Below are 15879 nucleotides of genomic sequence, written 5' to 3' on the forward strand. Positions count from 1 at the left end.
TTATATCATTTTCAATAGAAAAATAGAATATACTGCCAGTTTTTTAACTTTCAAAATACTTCTAAAATATATATTACAAGTGACAATACAGAAAACTTAACTTATATAAATATACCACTTTTTATACCTACCACACATAATAAGAATACTTAAAAAAGCTATATAAATTTGCAAAATAACAAATTTATATAGCTTTTAGTATTATAAAATAATTAATTTTTTATATAGTTTTTTATAATTACATCAAATTGAAATTTCTATAAATTAATTTTATTGCACAATTGATACTTTAATAATATCCCCATTTTTTCTTTCTAGATGAACCACTTCTCCAGTCAAATCATAATCAAATGCCTTAACTAATATTTCAGTAACTTTTTTACCATCAACTACATCATCTTTTCCATTAAACAAATCTAAAGCATTGTTTTCAATCATTCTCTTTGCAAAATTTACAGGTAATTTTATATGTATTTTGTCGCCTGTATGTGACAGTACCCTTATTCTTAAAAACTTTTCTAAATTATTTCTTGGTGTTTGTTTTGATGCCATTCTATTAAATCACTCTCCCCTTATTTTTTATTTAATAATAAATTTTATTCTTAAAAATATCTTTATATGTATCTATTATAAAAGTAACACTATTATTTTCTGTGTTTAATTTATACTTAACTCTATCTAATATGCCAATTTCATGAGCGCATATAATTTTTTTAATAATTGTACATTTTTAGACTTTATTTTATAATTATTCTATATGCTTTATACTCTCAATGAAACTTTTTTATCAAAATGTTTTATTATATAAAATATTAAAATTAAACTAATCTATTTATCACTAAATAGTATCAGGGGGACATATTTATGATAGAAAAAATTAAAAACATGTTAAAAAATTGCAATCATGATATATATATTTCACCACACAAATTATTAAGACCATACATAGCCCATTATACAATAACTGTTCAAGATAAAAATTCTATAGAAAACCTGACATTGATACCTGATGCAAGTGGATGTATGGTATTTGAATTTAGTAAAAAAGGTATAAATAGCAAATTTTGGGGTGCTACAACAAAAACTACTATTGTAAAAAACGATATAGAAAATATACTCTTTAGGGTATTTGTTGAATTTCTTCCATGTGGAGTATACTATTTGACAGGTTTTCCTCAAATAGAATCAGCCGATTTAATAATTCCTGTTAAAGATTTTAACACTCAACTTGATTTGGAAACTAATTCTATCTTTGAAAAGTCCAGTACTCTTGAAGAACTCATTGAACAATTTGATAGGTTATTTTTATCGTACTTATTTAAATCTAATATAAAAGATTTAACAATACCAATTCTTATAGATGCTAGAAAACAAAACTCTATCATGTCTGTTAAAAATATTGCTCAAATTAGTTGTTATAGTGAACGCCATTTAAATAGGATTTTTAATAATTCTCTTGGTATGAGTGTTAAGACATACCTTAGATTATTACGTATAAACATGGTACTACAAGAAATACAAAGTAATAAGATGTCATTTACAACTTTAGCTCAAAATATAGGTTATTATGACCAATCTCACTTTATAAATGATTTTAAATCTATTTGTGGTGTTAATCCAACAACCTATATAAAAAATTTGTCTGATTTTTACAATGAGAAATATAAATTTTAACATATAATTATATAAAGTTTATATTTGAGGAGTGATTTAAAATGATAGAATCAAGATGTGGAATTTTGTGTTGTGAATGTAAGTATAAGGAAGATGTAAATTGCGCTGGATGTACAAATATTGATAAACCTTTTTGGTCTGAAGAATGTCCTGTAAAATCATGTTGTGAGAATAAAAATCTTACACATTGTGGCCTATGTGACACATTTCCATGTGAAATATTAACTCAATTTGCATACAATAAAGAGCAAGGTGATGATGGAAAAAGAATTTCTCAATGTGAAAAATGGGCTTCTCTAGCTTTATAATAGTATAATATTTATATATTTTATCTTATATATAAATATTATACTATTACTTTAATACATAATTATATATTCTCTAAGATAGATAGCTATTATTCAATATAAAATAATAGCTATCTATCTTTTTCGCAAATAAACATTGATTTTTAAATCTCTTAATTTTAGATTTTAATATTTATGTCAGTTAAATGTCAGTAAAGTATTTTATCTACATTTTCACTAATATATAGCAATACAAAGCTTTTTAATTTTTTTATGGTTAAGGATAAACAAAAAATGTTAACTAAAAATTACAATTAAGTAGACATTTTTATTAATCTGTGATACAATAGTATTTGTGGTAATACACAATTAAATCAAGTATATCTTGATATAGGTTAATAGGAGTATTTTTAATGAATAATGGAATAGTGAAATGGTTTAACAACGAAAAAGGATTTGGTTTTATAACAGTAGACGGTGGAGATGACGTATTTGCTCATTTCTCAGCTATACAAACTTCAGGATTTAAATCATTAGAAGAAGGTCAAAAAGTAAGCTTTGATATAGTTAAAGGTGCTAGAGGTCAGCAAGCAGAAAACATAACTATATTATAATTATATAGATTTTTTCGGAAAGACTCTTTTAAGAGTCTTTTTTTATTGATAATATATATGATAATTATTAATTAAGTAAATAATATTGTTTGGACAAATGAAAAAATCCCTCTTCTAAATATAAAATAATCTTCATAAATAAGAGTTAATTCAGTAAGGATATATAGTATGTTGTATATAAAAAAATCCAATAGATTAACTCTATTAGATTTTTATTTCATATATAAACATTTTTCATTAATGTTTTCAAAATTTTAATAATGTTTTTGAAATTTTATCAAACCTTTCATTAGATATACCAAATTTTTGCTTAAATTTTTCATCGTTCATTCTTTCAATAATCACTTTATTTGGAGATAATTCATCAATAATACTTTTTATCTTATTAATAGATTCCTCATTATCATTATATCCCTTGATAATTGTTACTTCTAAAATAAATTTTCCTTTATACTGTTTATTAAATAAAATCATATTTGAAATATATTCTTCTAGAGTATATCCTACAATTGGTCTCTGAATTTTTTGAAAATCTTTTTCCGATATTGTTTTTATCTCTCCAATAATTTCATCACACATATTGGCTACTTTTATATATTCATCTTTACCTAATAAATATCCATTAGAAAGTAATCGTACAGGCACTCTTTTACGTTTTACTAACTCAATTACATCACAAACTTTATCATTCAATAGGGCTTCTCCTTTTGAATTAATGAAAACTAGTTCTGCTTTATACTTTTCTATCATACGTTCTAATTCTCTAAGTGAGTCATCAATCTTGTCAAATGATTGAGGTGTATCTACTTTATTATATGACCTTCCAATAGGACAGAATATACAATCAAAATTACAATACTTTTCAGGAAGTATGTTTACTTCTAATACTCTTTTGCCATCCTCAATATAAATATCTTTATAACTAAAACTACTCATTACTCTACACTCCCTCAAATTAATTTATTGATACTTCTTTATTGTTAATATCTAAAATTGAAATTTTACATGTTCCACCTAAATTTTCTTGAACTGTTTTCACTAAATCATTCAAAGCATTCTCAAATTCTTCAAATCTGCTTTCATCTACTAATTCAATGCATAAAAAGGCATTGTTTGTATTTTCAGTAAGCATTGTTCTCACTGCTTCACGCCAATTCCAACACCTACAAATTGCTCCACCATTATCTTTATAAACTATTTCTCCTTCATATGGAGATGAGTTTTCACCTGCTCCTAATGGTATAAATTCTTCATTTCCAACTGCTCTAGTCAACCTAATATCTCCTATAAATTTGTCTATGTCTTCTCCACCACAAGGCAATGCATATTTTAATGAAATAGAATTGTAAATATCCACTAAGGGGTTAATCGTTGCTATATGATTTCCATTATGAACTCTTTTTAACAATGCCTCAATAGATGACCTTGCTCCTTTTTTCGTTTTAAATTTTTTGAATGCTTCTCTCCATACTTTAATTACTTGGTTATTGCTAAATTCTACATCCTTCAAATGTTTTAATGCATATTCTTCTCCCTGCAAAATCATTTCCTTATATTCTTCTTTATCCTTTATAGAATTGTCTATGTCCTGACAAATAACAACTCCAATCTTTGAACTAGGAAATAGGTTCCAAAACTCATTCTCAACAACAAATTTTTTCATTAGAATACCTCCTCAACTTTAAAATATCTAAAAATAAAAAAGCCTACAGAAATATTATTAAATATCTCCCAGGCTTTTATCCTTCCGTGTACACAATAACCGTGCGTTTTCTCTTGGACCTGCCCATTATAAAATGCGGAACCCTAGAAAACTAAACTATATATTTTTGTAATTTATAAAATACAAATAAATTTTAGCATAATATAAGATTTAAAACAATACTATATTGGATTCTTCTATTTATATTATACAAAATAATATTTAAAGGTTATTTAGCTAATCTAATAGAATACTACATTATTAATATAGTTTTATTAATAAAATTATAAGTATAAAAATTTCAAAATAGGTCTATTTTAAATGTAAGTTATAAATCTCAATTAAAATAGACTTAAATTTCATTTTATGTTAAAATCTTTACAGTAATAAACAATTTTATTTTAAGGAGATAATTTTATGAATAATTACTTAAAATTTGCTACATATCAACTCATAGGCTTTACATCTTCTATACCTAAACTTATAAAAATCAAAAAAAATCCAGATAAATTTAGCTTAAAAGAAAAATTTGAATTTATGCAAAAACAAGCTAAAAAATCTTTAGATATAGTAAATATAGACCTTAATATACTTGGCAAAGAAACATTACCAAAAGAACCAATCTTATTTGTTGTAAATCACTCAAGTATGCTTGATAGTTTTATCCTAGCAGCAAGTGTAGAGAGACCAATTGGATGTGTAATTGCAGATGAACCAGTTTGGAGAAATATACCTATATTTAAAGAATGGGCAAAGTTGTTAAGATGTGTATATGTAAACAGAAAAAATAATCGAGAAGGGATTAAAAGTATTGCTGAAGCCTCACAAAATATACTTACAGGCCAGAGTATGGCAGTGTTTCCAGAAGGGGATTTAACATGGATTAAAGAACCAAATTCACTAGTATCAGATTTTAGAAGTGGAGCCTTAAAAATAGCATATAAAGCAAAGTGTCCTATTGTTCCATTAGTCATAAAAAATTCAAAAGATACTTATGAAGGATATCAACCTATTGGTAAAATTAATTCTGTTCCTGTTGAAGTTGAATTTCTAGAACCAATTTATGACCATATTGAAAATCCTAGACTAAAATCTTCTGTATTAGGCGAAAATATAAAAAAAAATATGATAAGCAAAATAGAAAGTTTTAGAAAAACAAACAAAAACTTTTAAAGAATTTTAATGTTAAAATTTATTGACTATAAAAAATTTTAATGTTAAAATTTTTTTAAGAGGTGATTAAGGTGGCAAAAAATACAAAACAAACAACGGTTCACATTGATGAAACATTACTTAAAGAAGTTAAAAGAATAGGAATTAATGAAAATAAAAGTATATCTCAAATAATAAATGAATCAATAATAGATTATGTATTAGTTTACAGAGAAAACGAAGACAAAGAAAAAAATGAACACGATAAAAATTTAAATGATACAATAAATGCTTTTAAAAGAGAAGAAGAAAAAAGAATCGAGGAAAAAAGTGCTGCTAGAGCTATAGCAGAAGCAAAAAAACGAGTTCTCTACTAATAAAGATAAAAAATCGGTACAAACTATGCACCGATTTTTTTATATCTAAAACATATTTAAAAGCACTTAAATTTTCTTTAAATTATATCAAATCTCCAACAACTTTTACTTTTATAAGGAGTGCATTCCCTGGAAGATATGCAAGTGGAACATCTTCTATATTTAATACTTCTATAGTATCCTTTTTAGCACCTGCTTTTAAAGCTTTATTTATGGCTTCTTGTTTTGCATCTTCTATAGCATCTTCTCTAGACATTTTATCTAAGCTGTACACTTTTTCTACATCTCCACTTATTTGCCCTAAAGCCGCACCAATAGCATTTGCTGCGGTATAATGAGGAGGTCTTATAACATCACTTATGCCTTTTAGTTTTTCTGGGACAATTATACTTCCTCCACCAGTTAAAACTAATTCAACATCATTTTGGCTAGTCTTCATTTGGTCTACAGCATCTTCTAGTTTTAAAATTACTTTTTTATATACATCATCACAATAATCTTTATCTAAATTTTCAACATTACTTTTTCTATCCTCAAATGCCATGCCTAACTTTGTAACAACATCTGATAAAGTTAAAGTGTCACCACCAAATATTATTGCATCTTCAGTTATTCTATACCCTACACTCTCAGGGCCTATTTTTATATTGTCTTTTTCACCTTTTACACAAGTTCCCCCAGCAAGTCCAATGGTTAAAACATCTGGCATTCTAAAGTTTGTATGTACTCCTCCAATTGTAACAGGAATTGAAGATTCTCTAGGAAATCCATTGTATAATACACCTAAATCACTCGTAGTTCCTCCAACATCTAGTACTATTGCATTTTTTACTTTTGATAAAAAGGATGCTCCCCTTATAGAATTTGTTATTCCACATCCAATTGTGAAAATAGGATACTTCATTGTGTACTCTAAATTCATTAATGTTCCATCATTTTGACTAAAATATATTTCTGCATCTATTCCTAAATCTTTCAATGCTTTCTCAAATCCTAAAGAAACAGCCTTACCTACTCTAGACAATGCAGAGTTTAAAATTGCTCCGTTTTCTCTTTCCAGGATACCTATATTACCTATTTCATTTGATAAGGATATTGGAATATCACCAAGAATCTCTCTAACCCATTTTGCAACTTCTTCTTCTTGTTGCTTATTTACAGGAGCAAATACTCCACTTATTGCAACACTTTCTACCTTACCTTTTATCTTATTGCAAAAATCTACTACTTCATCTTTACAAAGTTCATTTATCTTTCTTCCATCAAACTCATAACCACCAGATATCAATATTGAATCTAATTCTATTTTTTCTCTTAAATCTTCTGGCCAATCTATAAATGGTAAAATGGCAGTGGTTGCTGGTTTTCCTATTCTTATCATTGCTACATTATTAAGCCTTTTTCTTTCTACTATTGCATTTGTACAGTGAGTTGTACCAAGCATAGCATATTTTATTAATGAATGGTCAATTTTACTTTCATCTATAACTTTTTTTAAGGCATTATAAACACCAGTTTCAACATCTTTTGTAGTTGCTACTTTAACTGAATGGATTACTTTTAATTCCTTATCCAGTATACAAGCATCTGTATTTGTTCCTCCAACGTCAATTCCTACACGATACATCAAAATTTCCCCCTAAATTTTTATTTTCCTTGTAATTCTTCTACTGTTTTATACTCTACATCATACCCAAAGTATCCAGGTCCAACTGTCTCAATTCCTTTTTTAGTTCTCCATTTTTCATTACAAGGAAAAGCTACTACCATCACACGAGAACCATATTTTATTCTTTCTGTAGTTATTGGGAATCCAGTTTCTAAATCTAATATTGCTATTAAATCTGGTGTAATACAAAGTGGTGTACTACCTTTTTTTGCAATTAGATTTTCATTTTGGAATAGTACAGAGTATTCTCCATCATATCCATTAATTCCAGCAAAGAATGCATGCCCTCTAGTAAACCCACCTTTTAATTCTCTTTTAATATCAACTACTTTTCCTTCAAATAATTTGTATCCTTTTAATTCTTTCAATATATTTTCAATAGCACCTTTTGAGTCTGACTTATTCTCAAGTAAAAATCCTCCTATAGTTTCAGCTATAGTCAAGGTATTTCCTATAGCAGCTTTTTTAACTTGAGCTCCGCTTAAATTATAGTCACTAATAGAAGAACTTCCTCCCATTTCTACTGTTAAAGTTCTAGCCAATCTTTCTGACCAAATTCCATCAACAGGATAAAGGATAGCTGAATTACCCTTTTCATCAGCCATTACAGCAGGTGATGCTTCATATCCTTCAAGATAAAAAGTTACCATTTGAGCTTCCGGAAACGCTCTACCCATAGAATCTGCATCCAAAATAGGAAGCCCTTTTTTTGCAGCAACTGCTATTGGCATAAGTGAATTTATTCCCCCTATTTCTATAGGAATTATAACATCAACTTTTCTATTCAATAATTTTTCCATTATCTCTAAAGGAGTAGTTAATTCCACTTCAGAAAGTAATTTTTCTATTGTAATTACAGGAGAACCCATACCAGATACTGGTACTACTAAAGCATCATCCTCTAGTTCATCTAAACTAATCACTTTTACAGGTCCATACTTTTTAATTGCTTGTTTTGCAACTAATTTACCTATGTATGGGTCTCCTCCTCCTCCAGTTCCAAGCACTGCTGCGCCAACTGCTATTTTATCCACGCTTTCTTCTGTTAAAAATCTCATGTTACTTTCTCCTCATATCCCAAATTTATTTTATACTTTACAAGCATATTTCATTAAACTGCTTTTTTTACTTCTTGTTTGTTTTTTGATGAACAAATCGCTTTTCCAATAATTGATTGTATTATAAATCCTGCTATAAAACCATCTAAAGGTGCTATAGTAGTAAGAGTTATAAATCCATATGTAGAAAGGTATGTTATTAATATACCAATTATCCAAGATATTATTGAATGTTTAACTATTGGTTTGTATGCTATCCCCTTATCAAATCCTTTAAGTTCTTGTTTTACTATATAATATTCTGCTGTATACACACCACCAACAGGTGCAATAACAATTCCAAGTAAATTTAAAAATCCTATAAATCCTTCATATATTCCAAATACAGCTAATAAAGTTGCTACAACACCAAGAACTATAGTTAATACTTTTTCAGGAGCTTTTTTTAGTACAAGAGCTATACTTAGTGATGCAGAATATACATTGCTTGTATTTGTAGTCCATTGAGCTAATGTAAGTACAATTATACCTGGTATAGCAATTCCTAATGTAATAAAAATTCTCATAATATCTGAAGTACCCATACATTTTACTAATATTATTGATACTACTATCATAAAGGCATTTCCAAATTGTATCCCTAGAAAACTTGAAAGTGCACAATCTCTTCTACTTTTAGCCCAGCGACTTATATCAGGAGATACTATTGCTCCAACTATTATTATACTCATTGATAGAGAAACTCCACCTGCAAATGTCATAGTCGATTTCATATTATCATCAACTGGAATTCCATTTGCTTTAAAAGACAAGAATATAGTTAACATCATAAGAATTAATAAGAATGGTACTGAATACACACTTAATTTTTCCATTGCTTTATATCCATAAATAGCTGTACTCATCATCAAAAGACCACCTATGAGGCTTAAAACTTGCATGCTCACATCTAGATTAAATATATCTTTTATTATTATTTGAGCATTTTGAGCAAAGAAGCCTACTTGAACTCCAAACCATCCTAATAGAGAAACCCCTATAACTAGAGAAAATATTTTTGCTCCAGCTTCTCCAAATACATATTTTGTTATCATAGATGTAGATAAACTTGTAGATGAGCCAACTAAAGAGCATATAGTATACAAAATAGCAGAAAAAAATGAACCTACAATTACTGATAATATTGCTTGTTTCATTGGCATACTTTGAGCTAACTCAGCTCCTAAAATAACAGATGATAAATCCACGCCTATCGCTACTAGCACTGAAAACATAGCTACCCAACCACGTTTTTGATTCTCTGGAACCTGTTCCAAGGCATAATTAATTTTTTCTTCTTCCATTTTCATCCCTCCATTAAAATTGTAAAACCATTTAGTTAGTTTATTTTACAATTTTCTAATTTATAAATTTATTAACAACTATATATTTATAATTTTCATTTAATATATAGTTTTAAATTTTCTGAAATAATTTTATAATAAAAAACGCCTCTTGGAAAAAATCCAAGAGACGAATACAAATCCGTGTTACCACTCTTATTAGTAAAAATTTATTTTACTCACTCATTTTCTTAAGGCGAATTAAACCACTACTACAATAGAGCTGTAATAGTATTCTCCAAAGTTCTTTTCACACAAATTTCAATATTAGTTCTCAGCTAAATCTAACTCTCTGTAAAATTCCTTTATGCTACTTTCTTCTTCTGCGAATCTACGTTATTTATTTATGATTTATATCATAATATATATGCAATATTTTGTCAACTTAAAAAGTAAATTACTTGTATTTTTTAGTTTTATATGTAATTTTTTATATTATTACTGTATTTATATTTTGTATTTTTTAAATTTAATAAAATTTTATATTATTTTTATATACAATTGAATATAATTTTACAAATTATTTTCATTTTATATGATGGATACTACTTGTTACTCAGGTAAAATTATACATTCAATTCAAAATCTAACTTATCTTGTTCTATGCCATTAATGATGAGTACAATCGAATGAGTTCCTGAGTAATATTTCCTTACACTTACATCTGCAAAAGAATGTTTTTTCGTGTAAAGCTTCTTCTCATTTTCTTTTAATAAAACCTCTGATATTTTAAAAATCTTCCTCTTTCTTTTTCCGCATATGAGTATCTCTCCTCCCATATTTAATTTATTAATCATATCTCATATTATACAACAGTATGTTATATTGTTAAATCTATCTATTTAAAATACTTTACACTACACATTCTGAAATATTGTGAAGTATCTCCTGACAGTAAAAATGTCCGAACAGCCTATAAAACAAGGCTATACGAACATTTAAGAAAATTTTTAAATATAATCAGAAATTTATTTTAAGTTTAATCAAATTTTTATTGAATTATATCTATTGAATCTCCAATATTTATAACTCCTTCCTTTAAAACCTTAACAAAAATTCCTTCGCGTGGCATTACACAGTCCCCTGTTAATTTTTTAATCTCACATCCATTATGACACTTTTTCCCTATTTGAGTTACTTCAACTTCACATTTGCCTATCTTTAATTTTGTACCAACAGGTAATGAAAATACTTCTATTCCTTCTGTAGTTATATTTTCAGCAAAGTCTCCAAATTTTAATTGGTCAAAGCCTCTCATTTTCATTTTATCTATACTTTCTTTTCCAAGTAAACTTATTTGACGATGCCAGTTTCCTGCATGTGCATCTCCAACTATTCCATAATTTATTTTTAGTTCTGCACATTGCACAGGAACCTTAATGACACCCTTTCTGTCACTTATATTTATTGACACTACTTTAGCCATATTTCCTCCAAATTTTCACCCATATATTCTTAAATTATTCAAACTTAAAATCACCTGATTTTCCACCAGTTTTCTCCACAAGATGTATATTGCTTATGACCATCTTTTTATCAACTGCTTTACACATATCATAAATTGTAAGCGCTGCTAAAGAACAAGCATTTAATGCTTCCATTTCTACACCAGTTTTGCCAAGCGATTTACAGGTTGCATATATTTTAATAGCAGACATAGAATCATCTATCTCAAATTCTAAATCACATCCAACCAATTTAATTTGATGGCACATTGGTATATTTGAAGATGTATTTTTAGCTCCCATTATCCCTGCAACTTGAGCTACGGATAATACATCTCCCTTTTTTATTTGTCCATTTTTTACCTTTTCTAAAGCTTCTTTGCCAAGAGTAATCGTAGCTGTTGCTATAGCAGTTCTCTTAGTATCATCTTTTTCACTTATATCTACCATTTTAGCATACCCTTTTTCATTTATGTGCGTTAACATTACCTATCCTCCAATTTCATACATACGTCTATTTGTATCACTACATTTATTTTCTATTAAATGATGTTTTTCTGGCTTTTCTTTTATTATATCTTTCATAGTTTCTCTAAATAACAATGGTTTATGTAAAAGTGGTTTTATATCTATTTCTTCTTTTGAATGTAGACACAGTTTTATTGCACCACTAGAGGTAAGTCTAATACGATTACAAGTGTTGCAAAATGAACAGCTTAATGGAGTTATAATTCCTATTCTTCCTTTTGCTCCTTTAAACTTATAATATTCTGCTGTACTTTTTTCATCATTTTTAACTTTATATAAACCATATATTTTTTCAACCATTTCTTTTACATTAAAATATCCTTTTTTGTAGACTCTATTAGCTTCACCTAATGGCATAAGTTCAATAAATCTTACATCAATTGGTGATTTAACTGTTAAAAACATAAAGTCTTTAAGCTCATCATCATTAAATCCATTTATGGCAACACAATTTACTTTTACTTTTATACCTAAATTTAAACATGACTCAATCGATTTTAATACTTCTTTTAAATTGCCGCCTCTTGTCACAGATTTATATTTATATTCCTTTAAAGAATCTAAGCTTATATTTACTTTATTCAGACCACATTCTTTAAGCTCAAATATTCTATCAGAAAGTCCAAGAGCATTAGTTGTCATTCCTATATTTTCTATTCCACATTCTTCTCTTGTAAACCTTATAAGTTCATTTAAATTGGGATATAAAAGAGGCTCTCCTCCAGTAAATCTAACCTTTGTTATCCCTTGTTCTGACATAGCCTTTATAATAAATTTATAGTCTTCAAAACTTAGATTATCGTTTATATAATTTTTTTCAAATTTAACATCTGGTGGCATACAATAAACACACCTTAAATTACACTTATCTGTAAGTGAAATACGAAGGTAGTCTATTTTTCTTCCATACTTATCAATCATACTTTATCTACCTCTTTGTCTATTTTTTATCTATCTGAATTATATACTATTTTTTGTTATTAGTGGCACATTCTGTGGCTTCTCCTCTTAAAATTTCTATGCCATGGTCTAAGACATCAATAATGAAGCTTAGATTTTCAACTGCACCTTTGGGACTTCCAGGTAAATTTATTATTATAGAATTATTCCTTATTCCACTTACACCCCTACTTAGTATAGCTTTTTTAGTAATTTCTGTAGATTTCATTCTCATGTATTCACTAAGACCTGGTATCTCTCTTTCTAAAACATCTTTAGTAGCCTCTGGAGTTATATCTCTCTTTGAAAATCCAGTACCTCCATTGGTAAGAATTAAATCTACTTTATTACTGTCACAAATTTTTATAATATTTTCCTTTAACATTTCCTTATCATCTTTTATCAACACATATTCAATAACTTTATAATTCCCTGTATTTTCAACAAATTCAGTTAATTTTTTGCCTGTTATGTCTTCTCTTTTCCCTTCATAGCCCTTATCACTAAGTGTTATAATTGCTACATTAAACATATGGTTTCACCCCTTTACATATTAATTAAACTTTTATAAATAAAAAATCTATTTAATAGAACCTATTCTGGTAATATTCCTTCTGATAATAATGCTTCTAAAACTGCTCCTGCTATACAACGTCCTTTATCTGATATCGTAAATGAATTTTTTACTTCTTTCATTCGAGGGTCTATATCCAATATCTTTAATCCTTTTTCTATTTGTGAACCATTTCTCAATATGCCTCTCAAAACACCATCTAAAGAAGTTTTCACTTCTATTTTATTTCCATTTTTTTCAGTGATATAACATATTATATCTCCTTTTTTAACTACATCTCCTATATTACATATAGTTTCTATTATTCCAACGTTCTCAGAATAAAAAACTCGGTCTTTAGTTATACCCAATATAGCACCTGGTATTCCTGTATTTTTTAAAGCATATCCTTCTCTTATCACTTTTCCTAAATTATGTCCTCTCATAGTTTCAATAACTATATCTGCATCTTTACCTGCACAAAACCCTGGACCCAAAGCTATTGCAAGTGGTGCCATCGCTTTATTTGTTCCAATATTTTTTTTTGCAAGTATACAATCTATAACTGCTACAGGACGTATTTCATCTATATATTTACCTTTTGGGTCTATTATTAGCGCCACTTTTCTTTTATTTAAAGCTTTTTTTATTTCTGTTTTATCTTTGCAATACACACAATAGACACCTTCCACAGAAACTTCCTTTTCATAAATAGCCTCACTAAAAGAAACTTTCCTTCTTATTGCAAGAGGAGTTTCAACTTCTAAAGCAATTATTTTAAAACCACAGTTATGTAACTTGTGTATAACTGCTGTTGCTAAATCTCCAGCTCCTCTAACTATTATAACATTGTTCATATTTTCTCCTACTAATAAAAATTTTAAAGTCTATACTTTATATTATATAATATAATTTTACTTATTTATATAATATCATCTTATTTTATTATCATAATGGTTAAAAATTACTTTTACCTGATATTTTTCAAACAAAAAGAGACATCCATAAAATTTATAAAAGATGTCTCTTTCTAATTACTTATACTTTATTTTTCAGCTATATCATTGTTATCTTCTAAAATAACTGCTGTTCCATAAGCAAGCATTTCTGCTGCTCCTTGTATAACTGAAGCTGAAGACAATCTAAATGCTATTATTGCATTTGCACCTTTAGATTCTGCATCTTCAACCATTCTGCCTATTGCAATTTGTCTTGCTTCTGTAAGCATTTCATTATATCCTGTAAGTTCTCCACCAACAAGATTCTTAAAGCTTGCTCCTATATCTTTTCCAACATGTTTTGCTCTTATTGTACTTCCTCTAACTAATCCTAACACTTCTGCTATTTTTTTTCCTTCTACTTTTTCTGTAGTTACTATTAACATAATATATCAACTCCTTAATATTCCTGTTTAATATATTATATCATGTAAATAGGAATTTTCTTAATAAATCTTTTAATTTGATACTTTATCTAGGAAATCTATATTATAAAATAAGATATTTCGTTAACCAATTATGTTCTTAATCATTTCTATATATAATTTTACTTAGTTAACTCATCATATAAACTTAAATTGTATTCTACATTCAATTTTAAATCCTTAATTTTTTTAATAATCATTTCACTAAAGCTTCCTTTTTCAAACCAGATATTTTGTATGTCTAAAAGTTCTATCTCTTCTAAAATGGCATCCATCTTAGACTGCTTATCTATAATAGCTACAACATCAATATTGTGTGGTACGTCTTTTAGACACTCGTATACATCTATACCTTCAATATTCTTTTTCTCTTCATCTATAGCAACAACTTTGTACATATTCTTTTTAAGTTCATCTAATATTTTATATGCTTTGCTTCCTTCGTCACTATTATTTAATATCACTGCCCAAGAATCACATTTAAGTAAATTCATAAATTCTCCTCCATATAAATCCTACTCTATTTTACAACCGTAGCTAATTAAACTTCAGTCAATTTTTTATACTCATCAATAGTATTTACATTTAAAAATAAATCTTCGTTATCAAAGTATATATAGCTTTTATCTATTTTTTCTATAAGAGTTCTAAGCTTCAAATCATTTTTCCCTATACATAAAGATACTTTATTTATTATACTCTTTTTGTATCCAGAACACAATGGTTGTAACTTTCCATTTGTTACTGAAATTACACTTTTATCATCCATTTCATCAGCTATTTTTTCGACTATTTCATTATTTAGATACGGCATATCACATGCAACTGTAACTATATCATACTTTGCATGTTCAAGAGCAGTATATATTCCTCCTATTGGACCAACATTTTTTATTATATCATTATAAACTTTAATGTTATATTTTGAATATAATTCTTCATTATTAGATACTATTATTACTTCATCAAAATTTTTAAAAACTTCTATTGCAATTTCAATAAAAGGCTTTTCATGTAATTCTAAAAAAGCTTTATCTTTCCCCATTCTAGAGCTTTTCCCTCCTGCTAAAATTACA

At 27.6% G+C, this 15879-nt stretch carries 20 protein-coding genes, 1 riboswitch and 1 other annotated feature; of the genes, 5 read left to right on the forward strand and 15 right to left on the reverse strand.

Annotated elements, in window-relative coordinates; translation table 11 throughout:
• Window positions 1–270: 270 nt before the first annotated feature.
• Window positions 271–552, reverse strand: coding sequence for a hypothetical protein (locus KGF41_RS11905; protein ID WP_003420428.1), 282 nt, complete (start codon window positions 550–552; stop codon window positions 271–273).
• 312 nt (window positions 553–864) lie between these two features.
• Here KGF41_RS11905 and KGF41_RS11910 point away from each other — a divergent pair, with 312 nt between their 5' ends.
• From KGF41_RS11910 to KGF41_RS11920, 3 genes are all read left to right on the forward strand, one after another.
• Window positions 865–1674 (forward strand): helix-turn-helix transcriptional regulator, encoded by an 810-nt coding sequence (locus KGF41_RS11910; RefSeq protein WP_227828445.1) that lies wholly within the window; start codon window positions 865–867, stop codon window positions 1672–1674.
• Window positions 1675–1715: 41 nt separating this feature from the next.
• Window positions 1716–1982, forward strand: a complete 267-nt coding sequence (locus KGF41_RS11915; protein WP_227856685.1) for a DUF3795 domain-containing protein — start codon at window positions 1716–1718, stop codon at window positions 1980–1982.
• A 392-nt stretch (window positions 1983–2374) separates the two neighbouring features.
• A complete protein-coding gene (locus tag KGF41_RS11920) occupies window positions 2375–2575 on the forward strand; it encodes a cold-shock protein (RefSeq protein WP_227828444.1) in 201 nt (66 codons plus the stop codon).
• 246 nt (window positions 2576–2821) lie between these two features.
• On the opposite strand, the gene KGF41_RS11925 is transcribed toward KGF41_RS11920, so the two are convergent.
• Together KGF41_RS11925 and KGF41_RS11930 are read right to left on the reverse strand one after the other, a co-directional pair.
• Window positions 2822–3511 carry a radical SAM protein gene (locus tag KGF41_RS11925; RefSeq protein WP_227856686.1) on the reverse strand — a complete coding sequence of 230 codons (690 nt, stop codon included), beginning with the start codon at window positions 3509–3511 and terminating at the stop codon, window positions 2822–2824.
• A 19-nt stretch (window positions 3512–3530) separates the two neighbouring features.
• Window positions 3531–4238, reverse strand: coding sequence for a B3/4 domain-containing protein (locus KGF41_RS11930; RefSeq protein WP_227841768.1), 708 nt, complete (start codon window positions 4236–4238; stop codon window positions 3531–3533).
• Window positions 4239–4301: 63 nt separating this feature from the next.
• Window positions 4302–4396: riboswitch (guanidine-I (ykkC/yxkD leader) on the reverse strand.
• Between the two features lie 298 nt (window positions 4397–4694).
• Between KGF41_RS11930 and KGF41_RS11935 the strand changes: the two genes are divergently transcribed.
• Together KGF41_RS11935 and KGF41_RS11940 are read left to right on the forward strand one after the other, a co-directional pair.
• On the forward strand, window positions 4695–5450 hold the full coding sequence (locus KGF41_RS11935; protein WP_227828441.1) for a lysophospholipid acyltransferase family protein: 756 nt from the start codon (window positions 4695–4697) through the stop codon (window positions 5448–5450).
• 71 nt (window positions 5451–5521) lie between these two features.
• Entirely contained in the window at window positions 5522–5806 is a 285-nt protein-coding gene (locus KGF41_RS11940; RefSeq protein WP_227828440.1) for a transcriptional regulator, read from the forward strand.
• 82 nt (window positions 5807–5888) lie between these two features.
• Here KGF41_RS11940 and KGF41_RS11945 read toward each other — a convergent pair whose 3' ends face one another.
• The 12 genes from KGF41_RS11945 to KGF41_RS12000 all read right to left on the reverse strand — a co-directional run bounded on the left by KGF41_RS11945 (window position 5889) and on the right by KGF41_RS12000 (window position 15848).
• Window positions 5889–7433: a hydantoinase/oxoprolinase family protein gene (locus KGF41_RS11945; protein WP_227840252.1), complete on the reverse strand. Its 1545-nt coding sequence runs from the start codon at window positions 7431–7433 to the stop codon at window positions 5889–5891.
• 20 nt (window positions 7434–7453) lie between these two features.
• Window positions 7454–8533 carry a DUF917 domain-containing protein gene (locus KGF41_RS11950; RefSeq protein WP_227828438.1) on the reverse strand — a complete coding sequence of 360 codons (1080 nt, stop codon included), beginning with the start codon at window positions 8531–8533 and terminating at the stop codon, window positions 7454–7456.
• A 53-nt stretch (window positions 8534–8586) separates the two neighbouring features.
• A complete protein-coding gene (locus KGF41_RS11955) occupies window positions 8587–9876 on the reverse strand; it encodes a cytosine permease (protein ID WP_227828437.1) in 1290 nt (429 codons plus the stop codon).
• Between the two features lie 162 nt (window positions 9877–10038).
• Window positions 10039–10250: a binding site (T-box leader), on the reverse strand.
• A gap of 231 nt (window positions 10251–10481) precedes the next feature.
• Window positions 10482–10712 (reverse strand): hypothetical protein, encoded by a 231-nt coding sequence (locus tag KGF41_RS11960; protein WP_413840993.1) that lies wholly within the window; start codon window positions 10710–10712, stop codon window positions 10482–10484.
• A gap of 194 nt (window positions 10713–10906) precedes the next feature.
• Window positions 10907–11341 (reverse strand): MOSC domain-containing protein, encoded by a 435-nt coding sequence (locus KGF41_RS11965; RefSeq protein ID WP_227828436.1) that lies wholly within the window; start codon window positions 11339–11341, stop codon window positions 10907–10909.
• 34 nt (window positions 11342–11375) lie between these two features.
• Entirely contained in the window at window positions 11376–11846 is a 471-nt protein-coding gene (gene moaC / locus KGF41_RS11970; RefSeq protein ID WP_227828435.1) for a cyclic pyranopterin monophosphate synthase MoaC, read from the reverse strand.
• Between the two features lie 3 nt (window positions 11847–11849).
• Complete coding sequence (moaA, locus tag KGF41_RS11975) at window positions 11850–12809, reverse strand: GTP 3',8-cyclase MoaA (protein ID WP_227828434.1); 960 nt, start codon at window positions 12807–12809, stop codon at window positions 11850–11852.
• Window positions 12810–12855: 46 nt separating this feature from the next.
• A complete protein-coding gene (locus KGF41_RS11980) occupies window positions 12856–13359 on the reverse strand; it encodes a molybdenum cofactor biosynthesis protein B (RefSeq protein WP_227828433.1) in 504 nt (167 codons plus the stop codon).
• 62 nt (window positions 13360–13421) lie between these two features.
• Complete coding sequence (gene yqeB, locus KGF41_RS11985; RefSeq protein ID WP_227856687.1) at window positions 13422–14237, reverse strand: selenium-dependent molybdenum cofactor biosynthesis protein YqeB; 816 nt, start codon at window positions 14235–14237, stop codon at window positions 13422–13424.
• 188 nt (window positions 14238–14425) lie between these two features.
• On the reverse strand, window positions 14426–14764 hold the full coding sequence (locus KGF41_RS11990) for a heavy metal-binding domain-containing protein (RefSeq protein ID WP_227850422.1): 339 nt from the start codon (window positions 14762–14764) through the stop codon (window positions 14426–14428).
• Between the two features lie 161 nt (window positions 14765–14925).
• Complete coding sequence (locus tag KGF41_RS11995; RefSeq protein WP_227828430.1) at window positions 14926–15297, reverse strand: CoA-binding protein; 372 nt, start codon at window positions 15295–15297, stop codon at window positions 14926–14928.
• A gap of 47 nt (window positions 15298–15344) precedes the next feature.
• The gene (locus KGF41_RS12000; RefSeq protein ID WP_255287807.1) at window positions 15345–15848 is read right to left on the reverse strand and encodes a molybdenum cofactor guanylyltransferase; all 504 of its coding nucleotides are present in this window, start codon (window positions 15846–15848) and stop codon (window positions 15345–15347) included.
• Between the last annotated feature and the right edge of the window lie 31 nt (window positions 15849–15879).

It is taken from the genome of Clostridioides sp. ZZV14-6150 (genome assembly GCF_020657875.1).
Classification (GTDB): Bacteria; Bacillota; Clostridia; order Peptostreptococcales; family Peptostreptococcaceae; genus Clostridioides.